This window comes from Crinalium epipsammum PCC 9333 (assembly GCF_000317495.1).
GTDB classification, from domain to species: Bacteria; Cyanobacteriota; Cyanobacteriia; order Cyanobacteriales; family PCC-9333; genus Crinalium; species Crinalium epipsammum.
The window spans coordinates 1,220,157-1,232,607 of record NC_019753.1; the positions used below are offsets into that span (position 1 = coordinate 1,220,157).

The 12,451-nt window shown below is 40.5% G+C and carries 9 protein-coding genes and 3 pseudogenes; 8 read left to right on the plus strand and 4 right to left on the minus strand.

Going from position 1 to position 12,451, the window contains the following annotated elements; genetic code table 11:
• Positions 1 to 374: 374 nt before the first annotated feature.
• Positions 375 to 671, minus strand: a complete 297-nt coding sequence (locus tag CRI9333_RS05250; RefSeq protein ID WP_015202124.1) for a YkvA family protein — start codon at positions 669 to 671, stop codon at positions 375 to 377.
• A 245-nt stretch (positions 672 to 916) separates the two neighbouring features.
• Between CRI9333_RS05250 and CRI9333_RS05255 the strand changes: the two genes are divergently transcribed.
• From CRI9333_RS05255 to CRI9333_RS05265, 3 genes are all read left to right on the plus strand, one after another.
• Complete coding sequence (locus CRI9333_RS05255; protein ID WP_015202126.1) at positions 917 to 1,627, plus strand: MotA/TolQ/ExbB proton channel family protein; 711 nt, start codon at positions 917 to 919, stop codon at positions 1,625 to 1,627.
• Between the two features lie 23 nt (positions 1,628 to 1,650).
• Positions 1,651 to 2,319, plus strand: a complete 669-nt coding sequence (locus tag CRI9333_RS05260) for an ExbD/TolR family protein (protein WP_015202127.1) — start codon at positions 1,651 to 1,653, stop codon at positions 2,317 to 2,319.
• Positions 2,320 to 2,422: 103 nt separating this feature from the next.
• Positions 2,423 to 2,800, plus strand: a complete 378-nt coding sequence (locus CRI9333_RS05265) for a phage holin family protein (protein WP_015202128.1) — start codon at positions 2,423 to 2,425, stop codon at positions 2,798 to 2,800.
• A 284-nt stretch (positions 2,801 to 3,084) separates the two neighbouring features.
• Here CRI9333_RS05265 and CRI9333_RS05270 read toward each other — a convergent pair whose 3' ends face one another.
• The 3 genes and pseudogenes from CRI9333_RS05270 to CRI9333_RS05275 all read right to left on the minus strand — a co-directional run bounded on the left by CRI9333_RS05270 (position 3,085) and on the right by CRI9333_RS05275 (position 6,101).
• Complete coding sequence (locus CRI9333_RS05270; protein WP_015202129.1) at positions 3,085 to 4,902, minus strand: aspartate kinase; 1,818 nt, start codon at positions 4,900 to 4,902, stop codon at positions 3,085 to 3,087.
• A gap of 389 nt (positions 4,903 to 5,291) precedes the next feature.
• Positions 5,292 to 5,414, minus strand: a pseudogene (locus CRI9333_RS28520) (MFS transporter); the annotation flags it as partial.
• 111 nt (positions 5,415 to 5,525) lie between these two features.
• Positions 5,526 to 6,101 (minus strand): phosphatase PAP2 family protein, encoded by a 576-nt coding sequence (locus CRI9333_RS05275; protein WP_015202130.1) that lies wholly within the window; start codon positions 6,099 to 6,101, stop codon positions 5,526 to 5,528.
• A 222-nt stretch (positions 6,102 to 6,323) separates the two neighbouring features.
• Between CRI9333_RS05275 and CRI9333_RS28290 the strand changes: the two are divergent.
• The 5 genes and pseudogenes from CRI9333_RS28290 to CRI9333_RS05300 all read left to right on the plus strand — a co-directional run.
• A pseudogene (locus tag CRI9333_RS28290) lies at positions 6,324 to 7,960 on the plus strand (type I restriction-modification enzyme R subunit C-terminal domain-containing protein); the annotation flags it as partial.
• A gap of 230 nt (positions 7,961 to 8,190) precedes the next feature.
• Positions 8,191 to 9,649, plus strand: a pseudogene (locus CRI9333_RS28295) (N-6 DNA methylase).
• A gap of 173 nt (positions 9,650 to 9,822) precedes the next feature.
• A complete protein-coding gene (locus CRI9333_RS05290) occupies positions 9,823 to 10,197 on the plus strand; it encodes an endonuclease domain-containing protein (protein ID WP_015202131.1) in 375 nt (124 codons plus the stop codon).
• 124 nt (positions 10,198 to 10,321) lie between these two features.
• On the plus strand, positions 10,322 to 12,049 hold the full coding sequence (locus tag CRI9333_RS05295) for a restriction endonuclease subunit S (RefSeq protein ID WP_015202132.1): 1,728 nt from the start codon (positions 10,322 to 10,324) through the stop codon (positions 12,047 to 12,049).
• Positions 12,050 to 12,070: 21 nt separating this feature from the next.
• Positions 12,071 to 12,337 (plus strand): hypothetical protein, encoded by a 267-nt coding sequence (locus CRI9333_RS05300; RefSeq protein WP_015202133.1) that lies wholly within the window; start codon positions 12,071 to 12,073, stop codon positions 12,335 to 12,337.
• The last annotated feature ends 114 nt before the right edge of the window (positions 12,338 to 12,451 follow it).

Genomic DNA, 12,451 nt, shown 5'->3' on the forward strand with positions numbered 1-12,451 from the left:
ATGCCTACGATTTAATATTGCGTAGTTTTGCTGGTGATGGCTCGGTCAATAAACTACTTAAAATAAATCATATTTATAATATTTTTTGCAAAAATCAACATTTTACCCTTCTTAATTCATAAAAGTTCCTCTACTACGTGACAATAAAAATAAGTTTTGCTACTAAGGGAGATTTTTTTGAGTATAGTTCATGCTTGTATTGGCAACAAAATTAAACAAACTACGGATGTACTAAGTGAGTACATCCGTAGTTTGTTAAGAAATTTTACTAATTGTTAGTAATTTTGCGTGCTTTTGATTCAGTCTAGTAGAAGTGCAGAAGCGTTGCTAACTACACATCTGAGGAATCTGCTCAGATGGGAGATTAGCTAATCTTACTTAAGGGGAACTGCATTAACATCTACAGTCTCACTACTAGCAGGGTTAGTTTCTGGGGTTTCTTCGTTACTGCGACCCTTGAGGCGGGCGGCTAACATTTGAGACACTTCTGAAACTAGCAGAGTTAAAATTACTGCATCATCGAGCAGTCCAACTACAGGTATAAAGTCTGGGGCAATATCAATCGGGCTGAACAAATACCCTAATGAACCTAGAATCAACCACCAGCGATACTTCGGATTGCGAAGTGTGCTGCGATACCAGTTATAAAAAGATTGAATTGAAAAATTCATATTTGTTTCCTCCAGCTATTTTTATCTTGACAAAAATGCTAACAATATGCAGGTGTGGAAAACCCAACTCCACAATTAACAATTAAGAGGGGCTGCTATATGCGTCAGTTCCATAACACTGCTGAGGTCGGGTTTCGTAAAACTTCAACCCAACCTACAATTTTGTTAACACTAAGCGTATTAGGGTTTTAATACTCTATTTTTCAAAACTTGCGTTTGCCAAGGTACGGAGGGAAGAGAAAGCTGTGACTGTTACAGAACTTATTGAAAGAGGTGGGCCAGCGATGTGGCCGCTACTGGCTTTATCGCTTTTGTCGGTCGCCACAATTTTAGAGCGTTTGTGGTTTTGGTCAAGAATTTTAACTAAGGAACGCGAGATTGTCGATCGCGTTTTGGTATCAGCTAGTAAGCGCGATTGGCAATTGGCTCAGGAAATCGCTCTCCAGTCTAGAAAGCAGCCTATTGGTCGATTTCTGTATGCACCCCTGCGGCTACCCAATCCTGATCCAGAGGTGTTTAAGCTGGCACTAGAGGCAGCAGCAGATGAGGAATTAACCTCAATGCGTCGGGGTGACAAAATTTTAGAAGCTGTAATTGCTCTTTCACCGTTATTGGGATTGTTAGGTACGGTTTTAGGCTTGATTACCTCTCTTAGTGGTATCAAGCTAGGAGATTTGGGAACTTCTTCAACTACAGGAGTGACTTTAGGGATTAGTGAGGCTTTGATCACTACTGCAACAGGTTTGATTGTAGCGATTACAAGTTTGGCTTTTTTTCGCGTATTTCAAGCTTTGTTGTTCAATCAAGTCAAAATATTTCGTCAATCGGGAAATGAATTAGAACTACTCTACCGACAATATTTAGCAAATGTAAGCGATCGCCCTAATCTGATTAAAGAGCCAGTAGAACGTTTTGATAACCCGGAAAATTCAACTCCAATGACCGATGACCAATAACCAAGCTTACTACTATTACACCTATGAAGATTAACCTAGATAACCCTACTGAAGAAGTTCGGATCGAAATTATTCCTTTAATTGATGTAATTTTTTGTATTCTGACGTTTTTTCTCTTAGCTGCTTTGCAACTAACTCGTCAGCAGGCAATCAATGTAAATTTGCCTCAAGCTAAAAGTGGCGTACCGCAGATGCGAGATATGTTGATTGTTAGCTTAGATGATTTTGGTCAAGTTTACCTAGAAAAACAGGTAATGATGTCTAAAGATCAGCTATCTGAAGGTTTAAAAAACTATAGAGCAACAAATCCTAATGGGTTGATGGTGCTATATGCTGCAAAAACTTCCAGCTATAACGATGTGATCCAAGTATTAGATTTGTTACGTTCTATAGGAGGCGATCGCGTAGCTTTAGCAACATTACCTAGCGCCTCTCCACAAGATCCTAGTTCTAATAATCAAGGTACACAAAGCCCTAGCCTCACACCTTACTCAGGAACTAATCCTGTTCCCCCTAATCCTTCTGGCATACCTAACCCTAGTCAACCACAATTACCAATTAACCCAGGAATACCTTTTAATGGACAAGGTATTAATCCTAATTCTCCTAGTAATTTCCCTTTAAGTCCTAATGTTCCTAATCCAGGTGCAACATTAGCCCCAGGAACATCTCCGCCTAATCCTCAGAGGTAGAATAATTTATACCAATTAGCAGATGGTAATTGATTATATTAGCTCTAAATTAGTATTTATAGCAAGGTTGTTTGCAATAAATTTTTAATTAGGAGTTATTCCTATGAACTTGACTGATATTTTAATAGTTTGGTTAGTTACTTCATCAAGTTTACTAATTATTTCTCAAATCCCGTTAGGTGTAGAAATTGATAGCACACCAAAAGCTTTAGTTTCTGCGGCGACTTTAGGGGTTGTTAATACAGCTTTGAGTTTCTTTCTATTTACAATACCAAATTTTTTAACATTTGGTATTTACGGATTTTTTTCTAAGGTACTAACTTTAGGGCTGTTCTCATTTGTGATCAATGTGATTGCATTAACTGTAGCTGCGAAGTTAGTTGAAGGATTTCGTTTGCGTTGGGGCATTTGGACTGCTGTAATTGGCGCGATCGCACTTGCCTTAGTTAGTAACTTTATTACCGGATATCTTATTGCATAAAAATCTTAAATCTTCCATCTAGCCTAAGAACGAGAATCTCCTATATTTAATTGTGCGGTCACTTTGCCATAGTGACCGTTTTTTTCAATTAACAATTAGCAATTATCAATTAACAACTATAGCAACAGCTAAGGTGGCTCTTGATAAATCTTGGTAAACATCTGCGCCATCTGCGTTATCTGCTCCCCTCTGCGATAAAAAATCAAAATTGTGACTGAGAGCAAGAAGTGTAATGTCCTAACTGTTGCGCTTGCTATAACTGTTCATTGTTAATTGATAATTGATTAAGCTGGGACTTCAATCTTTTGGCTACCTGCAAGCTCAAATGCTTGATGAATTGTTTGCAAAGCAGTAACTCCTTGCTCTTGTGCAACAACGCAACTAACTTTAATTTCAGAAGTAGTAATCATCTGAATATTAATTTTTTGCTGCGCCAATGCTGCAAACATCTTAGCTGCAACACCAGGTTGTCCTACCATTCCAGAACCGACAATGCTAACTTTAGCAATTTCTGGATCAACTAAAATCTCACCACAACCTAATTCTGGTGTAGCTTGTTGTAGTGCTATCTGAGCATCTTCTGCATCTGCTTGTGCTACTGTGCAAGCAATATCACGGGTAGGAACACCATTAATTACACGGCAACGTTGTGATTGAATAATCATATCAACGCTGATATTCTTTTTAGCTAGAAGCCCGAATAATTTAGCTGCCATACCAGGATGATCTGGAACATGGAGAATAGCAAGACGCGCTTGGTTAAGATCGAGTGCTACACCTCTGACTACAGGGGAAGATTGAGCATTGTCTGCTCCTAGTTTAGTTGTGAGTTGAGCCGGAGATGTATTGATATCAAAAGTTTGGCATAAAGTAGCGATCGCGCGATCGCAATCCTTAGCATCAATTACACAACTAACTTTAACTTCCGAAGTTGAAATCATCTGGATATTAATTCCAGCATCAGCCAGAGTAGCAAACATTTGCGCCGCTACCCCAGGTCGTCCAATCATACCAGCGCCAGCAATGCTAATTTTGGCAATTTCGTACTCAACCATCACCTCAGCTTCTTCAAGTGAATGGTTATTGCTGCGAAGGGCGGGTGCTATAGCTGATGCAACTGCTTCTGCACGCTTCAACATCCCTTTACTAACAGTAAAAGCAATATCATTAGTATTACTTTCGTGGATCGACTGGATAATTAAATCAACATCCAAATCTTGATCAGAAATCTCACCAAATAAGCTTGCAGCTACCCCAGGACGGTCTGGAACGCGCAACATTGCGACTTTTGCTTGATCCGTATCAAATTCTACCGCATCAACAGGACGGGCAATTTCCAACCCTTCCAGAGAACGCGGTTGCGGTGGTGGTGAAACAACCCATGTACCAGGATCATCAGTCCAGCTAGAACGCACCACCAAAGGCATACCATAATTACGGGCAATTTCCACCGCTCTTGGATGCAATACCTTCGCGCCTAAACTGGCTAATTCCAACATTTCATCACAAGTAATTTCTGTCATCAAATGAGCATCTGGAACCAGTCGGGGGTCTGCGGTTAAAATTCCAGGTACATCCGTGTAAATTTCGCAGAAATTAGCTTGTAAAGCAGCCGCTAAAGCTACGGCTGAGGTATCTGAACCACCGCGTCCCAAGGTAGTAATTTCTAATTCACCTGTTTCACTAACACCTTGGAACCCAGCAACAACAACAACCTCACCATTTTTTAAATGTCGCTCAATTCGTTCTGTTTTAATTTGGAGAATTCTAGCACGGGTATGTTCTGGTTCTGTGACAATACCTACCTGCGCCCCAGTTAAAGAAATTGCAGGTTGTCCTAACTGCTGCAACGCCATACTTAGCAGGGCAATAGTAACTTGTTCGCCAGTGGATAGTAGCATATCCATCTCTCGGCGATTCGGATTGTTAGAAATTTCTTTGGCTAGTTTTACTAAACCATCAGTAGTTTTGCCCATTGCAGAAACAACAACTACCACCGAGTCACCTGAAGAGACAGTTTTCAGTACGCGCTGGGCTACAGCTTGGATGCGTTCAACTGAGCCAACAGAACTCCCACCATATTTCTGAACAATCAGTGCCATAAGCTAATCTTACCCCTGCTACCTTAGCTAAACCTCTTCGGTAAGCTATTAGTCCTTGAATATTATTTAACTTATTTAACTTACCAGACCAGTGAGGTCAAAACAGCTTATTTTTTATTCTCTGCGGGATTTGTTTATAAACGTATCTGTCTAGAGATGTGGTTGCTTGACAAGATATACAGGACTTACGCCAAAAAATACCAGCGAACAGGATGCTGGCACTAAATATAATCAACCTTAGATAATCAATAAAAAATATCTGCGTTTATCTGCGTATGCGCTATTGCGCAGGCTTCGCCAACATCTGCGGTTAAATACTCTTGAAAGGACGTTTTACCGATAGGCTTTTAATGTGTTCGCTTCGCGGGCGCGTACAGGGAAAATTAAAAGCTGGTTTGTAAATAGTTCAGCCCAAATTGCTTACCATACAAGTAAATGATGGGAATTAAAATAGTAAAGCTTAGTGCATTAATAAAAGTAATTAGAGCAATAATCCCAAGTTTTGTATTCATTAGATTTCTTGCAAAAATCCCTGATTACATCTGTGTTTATCTGTGTGCATCTGTGGATATCTGTGGTTAATTATTTTAAATTATACTTGTGCAAGAGGTCTATTAATGTTATTAAAAATAGCCAACTACTTGTAGCCCCACAACTGTATCAGTTTTATTTTCAGTTCTAATTAACGGAAACAAAATCAATCCGCGTTTTTGGCTCAACTCTAAGCGTGATGTGAAATATCCCAAGGCTGCGCCTGCTAGTACTTCGGTAACACGATGGCGATTAAGATTAACACGAGAAAGTGCGATCGCAGATGCTCCACCATACCACAGTAAAGCAGATTCAGGGTGATAATGGCTTTGCATAGTTGCAACCGAAAAAGCTGCTGTGGCGTGACAACTAGGAAAACTATCTCTTTCCTCAGAGTCGGGGCGCTTTACCTGGGCTACTTCTTTTAATCCTTGGCAAAGTAAAACACTTGTCCCTAAAGAATCAAGTGTGCGTATAGAGTGTTGTCCTCCATTTTTACCATCAATTAATAAAGGTAAAACTACACCAGTTCCTAAATAAAGGACGGTTCCAGTTCCCGATACAAAACGAGACACATCTCGATCAAATGTTTCGGCTTTAACGGTTGTACTTACAGTTGTGCAGTAAATAACAGTAAATAAAGGAAGTAGCTTTTTTAACCAAGGCATGAATTAAATACTTTATTGTTATTAACAATACACATTATCTCACACTTGCCCTTTTAGAGCATATCCCACAATACTATTACTATGGATAAAAAGCAATTTTCTGAACGCGACATTTGCACTAAATATATTATTCCTGCCTTAGTACGCGGGGGATGGGATATTGCAACGCAGGTGCGAGAGGAATTTTCCCTGACAAATGGACGGATTATTGTTCGCGGAAAACTGCACACACGCGCTAAGAATAAGCGGGCTGACTATGTGCTTTTTTATAAGCCTAATATACCGATCGCAATTATTGAGGCTAAGGATAATAAGCATTCGGTAGGGGATGGAATGCAACAAGCTCTTGGTTATGCTGAATTGCTTCAGGTTCCTTTTGTGTTTAGTTCTAATGGTGACGGCTTTTTATTTCATAATAAGATCGCTACAGATGGCATTATTGAGCGTGAAATTAGTTTAGATGAATTTCCCTCTGCGGATCTGCTGTGGCGATGGTGGTCTATATATAAAGGATTGAGCGATCGCGACTATTTAGTTACCCAAGATTATTATAGTGACGGTAGTAACAAAACTCCCCGTTATTATCAACTGTTGGCGATTAACAAGACGATTGAAGCGATCGCGAAAGGGCAAAATCGCATCTTGTTAGTTATGGCTACTGGTACGGGTAAAACTTTTACGGCTTTTCAAATTATTTGGCGGTTGTGGAAGTCTAAGCAGAAAAAGTCAGTGAGTTTTTAAAAGAAACTAACCGCTTTGATAAGACAATTGTATTTTGTGAAAATGTCGATCATGCAGAGCGAATGCGTCAGGCGCTAGTCAATGAAAATGCTGACCTTGCTGCTGATTCGCGGTATGTGATGCGGATTAAGGGGGACAATGAAGAAGGGAAGGCTGAACTTGATAATTTTATCTTTCCTGAAGCGAAATATCCGGTAATTGCTACTACTTCAAAATTGATGACTACGGGGGTTGATGCTCAAACTTGTAAGTTGATTGTGCTAGATCAAAGAATTCAGTCGATGACGGAGTTTAAACAAATTATTGGTAGAGGTACGAGAATTAATGAGGAGTATGATAAATTTTATTTTACTATAATTGATTTTAAAAAAGCGACTGAACTGTTTGCTGACCCCAATTTTGATGGCGATCCGGTGCAGATTTATGAGCCAAAATTAGATGAATCACCAGTACCGCCAGATGTGGTAGAGGATGAAAAAACTACAGATTTAGATACGGAAAAAGAGGATAATTTTGCTATTCGAGAAGAAAATCTGAATTCTCTAACGGAAATTTATCCTCGGCGATATGTGGTGGCTAATGTTGAAGTTAAGGTGGTTGGGGAGAGGGTGCAGTATTTCGATGCTGATGGTAAGCTGATTACCGCATCGCTTAAGGACTATACGCGCCAGACTGTGACTAAGGAATTTGCCTCGCTGGATGATTTTTTGAAACGTTGGAGTAGTGCAGATAAGAAACAGGCGATCGTTGATGAGTTAGCTCAAGAGGGTGTATTCTTTGAGGCTCTGGCTGATGAGATTGGTATAGATTGCGATCCTTTTGACTTGCTTTGTCATGTTGCTTGGGATATGCCGCCTTTAACCCGCAGGGAAAGGGCTGAAAATGTGAAAAAGCGAAATTTCTTCGCCAAGTATGGAGAGCAAGCAAGACGGGTGTTAGAAGCAATGCTTGATAAGTATGCGGATCAAGGTGTTGCTCAGATTGAGGAACGCCAAATTTTAACTGTAGTGCCGTTTACACAGTTTGGCACTCCGATGGAGATTGTTCGCGCTTTTGGTGGGCTACAGGGTTATGAGGAGGCTTTGCGGGAGCTTAAAGTGTCGCTTTATGGCGGATAGAATAAGCAACTACGCTCTATTCGTTAAGTTCGATCCCCCCTAACCCCCCTTGATAAGGGGGGAACCGGAAAGTTCTCAAAGTCCCCCAATTTAAGCGGAAACCGGAAAGTTCTCAAAGTCCCCCAATTTAAGCGGAAACCGGAAAGTTCTCATCAAAGTCCCCCTTTTTAAGGGGGATTTAGGGGGATCTCCAAGACATAGCAACTACATCAAAGAATTAGAAGAACAATATGGCGATCGCAACCCTAATTAAAACTATTCAAGATATTATGCGTAAGGATGTGGGCGTTGATGGCGACGCTCAACGCATTAGCCAGATTGTGTGGTTAATTTTCCTGAAGATTTTTGATGATAAGGAGCAGGAGTGGGAATTTACTATTCCTGGGTATAAGTCGCCGTTGCCGAGTCAGTTGCGCTGGGGCAGTTGGGCGAAAAATTCCGAGGGGATGACGGGGGAAGATTTACTTAATTTTGTGAATAATCAACTGTTTCCTGAGTTGAAGCGGTTGGCAACGGCTGCGGGGGTGTCTCCGCATGGCAGGGTGGTTGGTGCGGTGTTTGAGGATGCCTACAACTATATGAAGTCGGGGACGCTGTTACGACAGGTGATTAATTGTATTGAGAGAGATGTAGATTTTAATTCTTCTAGCGATCGCCATTTATTTAATGATATCTACGAAAAGATTTTGGCGGATCTGCAATCTGCGGGGAATGCGGGGTAATATTACACACCCCGCGCCGTAACTCAGTTTATGGTGGATATTCTCGATCCGCGATTGGGTGAAAAGATTCTTGATCCGGCTTGCGGTACGGGTGGCTTTTTGACTAATACTATTGAGCATTTGAAGCTACAGGTGAAAACGGCTGAGGAACGGGAAACGCTGCAAGCAAATATTACTGGGGTGGAGAAAAAGCCTTTGCCGCATATGTTGGCGATGACTAATGTTGATGTTGCATGGGATTGATGTACCCAGCAATATTCTTCACGACAATACTTTAAGCCGTCCGCTTCGGGATTATACGCAGAAGGATCGGGTGGATATCATTATTACTAATCCGCCTTTTGGGGGGATGGAGGAAGATGGCATTGAGAGCAATTTCCCGAAAAAGTATCAAACGCGGGAGACGGCGGATCTGTTTATGGCGTTGATTATGCACTTGCTTAAGCCTGAGACGGGACGGGCGGCGGTGGTATTGCCTGATGGGTTTTTGTTTGGTGAGGGCGTGAAAACAACGCTGAAACGGGAGTTGCTGGAGGAGTTCAATTTACATACAATTGTGCGTTTGCCGAAGGGTGTTTTTAGTCCCTATACAAGTATTAATACGAATATTCTCTTTTTTGAAAAAGGTGCAACGACTCAGGATGTGTGGTTTTTTGAACATCCTTATCCTGATGGTTACAAATCTTACTCACGATCTAAGCCTCTGACGATTCAAGAGTTTGAGCGCGAGAAAAAGTGGTGGGGCGGTGCGGAAAGAAAGGGGCGCAAGGTTAATGAATATGCGTGGAAGGTTTCGGCTGAGGAAATTGCCGCGCGTAATTATAATCTTGATTGTAAAAATCCCCATGAGGTTGAAGTAAATCATGGTGATCCTGATGAGTTGATGCAAGAGTATTTAGCGATCGCGCAGCAGATGGCGACGGTACAGGATGCGCTGAAACAGGAGTTAATGAAGGCTTTAGGGTGAGTTGCCCCCTAAATCCCCCAATTATGGGGGACTTTAAGAAGTTGTCCTGTTTCCCCCAATTATCGGGGACTTGAAGAGCTTGTCCTGTTCCCCCCAATCTTGGGGGGCTAGGGGGGCTAGATGGCTTGAAACGTATACTGTTTAGTAGGAGAATTACTAAAGACACTAAAAAAATGTCTAAAGACTCTATCAGGATTCGTGGTACTAATCAGGAAATTGAAGAAGCGGCACGTCGTTTACGACAAGAATTAACACCTGCTGAATCAATTTTATGGCAAGCATTACGAGGTCGTCAGATTGAGGGACTAAAGTTTCGTTGTCAGCATCCTGTAGGAAGGTTTATTGTTGATTTTTACTGTCCTAGTGTCAAATTGGTTATAGAGGTTGATGGTGGCATTCACGATCAACAACAAGTATACGATCAAGCTAGGACTGAAAAATTAGAAGCTTTTGGCTACCGTGTTCTCAGATTTACTAATGAGCAGGTTATGAAGGATTTATCAGCAGTTTTAGAACAGATTTCTAAAGCAGCAAGATCTGCCCCCTAAATCCCCCAATTTTGGGGGACTTTAAGAGATTGTCCTGTTCCTCCTAAAATTGGGGGACTTTAAGAGATTGTCTTGTTCCCCCCAATTTTGGGGGGTTAGGGGGGCAAATAACAAATTATAAAGGATGGACTTGAATAAACATACTAACGCTACAACACTTTTAGAAAAGCATTTTGATATTGCTTTTGCTGCACCTGATGGGATTAAGAAGTTACGCGAGTTGATTTTGTCTCTGGCGATGCAGGGTAAGTTAGTACCGCAAGATCCTAGCGATCAACCTGCTAGTGAGTTGCTGAAGGAAATTGAGGCGGAGAAAGAAAGGTTAATTAAGGAAGGGAAAATTAAAAAATCTCAGCCTTTGCCAGAGATTAAGCCTGATGAAATACCCTATGATTTGCCGAATAGTTGGGAATGGGTAAGGATAGAACAACTTGTATCAAAAATAGGATCAGGAAGTACACCACGCGGGGGGAAAGATGCGTATGAAATAGAAGGAATACCTTTTTTACGCTCTCAAAATATTTGGAATAATGAAATTAGACTTGATGATGTTGCTTTTATATCTGAAGAGACGCATAGAAAAATGATTGCAACAAAAGTTATATCTATGGATATTCTCCTAAATATTACTGGTGCTTCATTAGGTCGATGTGCAATTGTTCCAGATGATTTTGCAGAAGCAAATGTCAGTCAGCACGTTACAATAATTCGTTGTGTTAATCCTGAAATAAGAAGATTTATTCATTGTTTGCTTTTATCTCCTTATGGACAATCCATGATTTGGTCAAGACAAGTTGGAATGTCCCGTGAAGGATTAAGTAAAAAAGTTTTAGAACAATTTCAAATACCACTCCCACCTCTTGCTGAACAACGCCGTCTTATTGCCAAAATTGATGAATTGATGGCGCGATGTGATGAACTGGAAAGGCTGCGGAGCGATCGCGATCGTAAACAAATCACCGTCCACAATTCCGCCCTCAATCGTCTAATCATAGCAAAAGACCAAAGCGACTTTAACACCGCATGGCAATTCATCACCCAACACTTCAGCGAACTCTATTCAGTTAAAGAAAATGTAACTGAGTTACGCAAAGCTATCTTGCAACTCGCTGTCATGGGTAAATTAGTCCCGCAAGATCCTAACGATCAACCTGCTAGTGAGTTGTTGAAGGAAATTGAAAAAGAGAAGGAAAGATTAGTTAAGGAAGGGAAAATTAAAAAGTCTCAGCCTTTGCCAAAGATTAAGCTTGATGAAGTTCCTTATAATTTACCTACAAGCTGGGAGTGGACAAATCTACAAGATTTATTTGCTGTAGTTACAGATGGTGATCATCAAGCGCCACCAAAAGTAGATGATGGAATTCCTTTTTTAGTAATTGGCAACCTAAATACAGGGAAAGTTACTTGGGAAAATTGTAGATTTGTGCCACATGATTATTATGAATCAATAGATTGGGGAAGAAAGCCATCAAAAAATGATATTTTATACACCGTAACTGGTTCTTATGGTATCCCTATTTTTATAGACAGCAATCGCAAATTTTGCGTACAACGTCACGTTGCAATTCTTAAATCAGTTGAATCTTCTCCTACAGAATATATTACGCATTTATTAAAGTCTAAATATGCGTTTAATTATGCTACTTCAGTTGCTACTGGCATTGCCCAGAAAACCGTGCCGCTATCTGGACTAAGGAGAATGCCAATTGCAGTTCCTCCTATGAATGAACAACACCGCATTGTTGCCAAAATCGATCAACTCATGGCACTTTGCGACAACATAGAAAAACAAATTGATACAGCTAATAGCAAACAGACAAACCTACTCAACGCCGTGATGACAAAAGTTTGAAACAACAGGAGACGCAGCAAAATGTTACCAAAAACTTTTGATATTGCTAACTTATCTGATAATTTAGCTGATTTATTGTCAGATATCCAAAATCATATTGAAGTTACCCTAACTCATCAGGGTATCCCTTTGGCAAAAGTTTTGCCGTTATCTCAATCTGAGCTTACAGTTACTAATGATGCCTTAGAGCCAAGAGTTGCGGGTTTTTGGCAGGGTCAAGTTAAGATTGCTGATGATTTTGATGAGACTTCAGAAGAAGTAATTGCAGCATTTTATGGGGATGAGTAGTGATTTTTTTGTTAGATACTCATATTTTGTTGTGGTTTTTAGAAAATGATTCTAAATTGTCAGACCAGGTACGAGAGGTAATTATTAATCCTGAAAATTTAATTTTAGTCTTTT

Coding starts and splice junctions, on each gene's coding strand:
- CRI9333_RS05250 (WP_015202124.1), bottom strand. CDS start 671: ATGAATTTTTCAATTCAATCTTTTTATAACTGGTATCGCAGCACACTT.
- CRI9333_RS05260 (WP_015202127.1), top strand. CDS start 1,651: ATGAAGATTAACCTAGATAACCCTACTGAAGAAGTTCGGATCGAAATT.
- CRI9333_RS05265 (WP_015202128.1), top strand. CDS start 2,423: ATGAACTTGACTGATATTTTAATAGTTTGGTTAGTTACTTCATCAAGT.
- CRI9333_RS05270 (WP_015202129.1), bottom strand. CDS start 4,902: ATGGCACTGATTGTTCAGAAATATGGTGGGAGTTCTGTTGGCTCAGTT.
- CRI9333_RS05275 (WP_015202130.1), bottom strand. CDS start 6,101: ATGCCTTGGTTAAAAAAGCTACTTCCTTTATTTACTGTTATTTACTGC.
- CRI9333_RS05290 (WP_015202131.1), top strand. CDS start 9,823: ATGTCTAAAGACTCTATCAGGATTCGTGGTACTAATCAGGAAATTGAA.
- CRI9333_RS05295 (WP_015202132.1), top strand. CDS start 10,322: ATGGACTTGAATAAACATACTAACGCTACAACACTTTTAGAAAAGCAT.
- CRI9333_RS05300 (WP_015202133.1), top strand. CDS start 12,071: ATGTTACCAAAAACTTTTGATATTGCTAACTTATCTGATAATTTAGCT.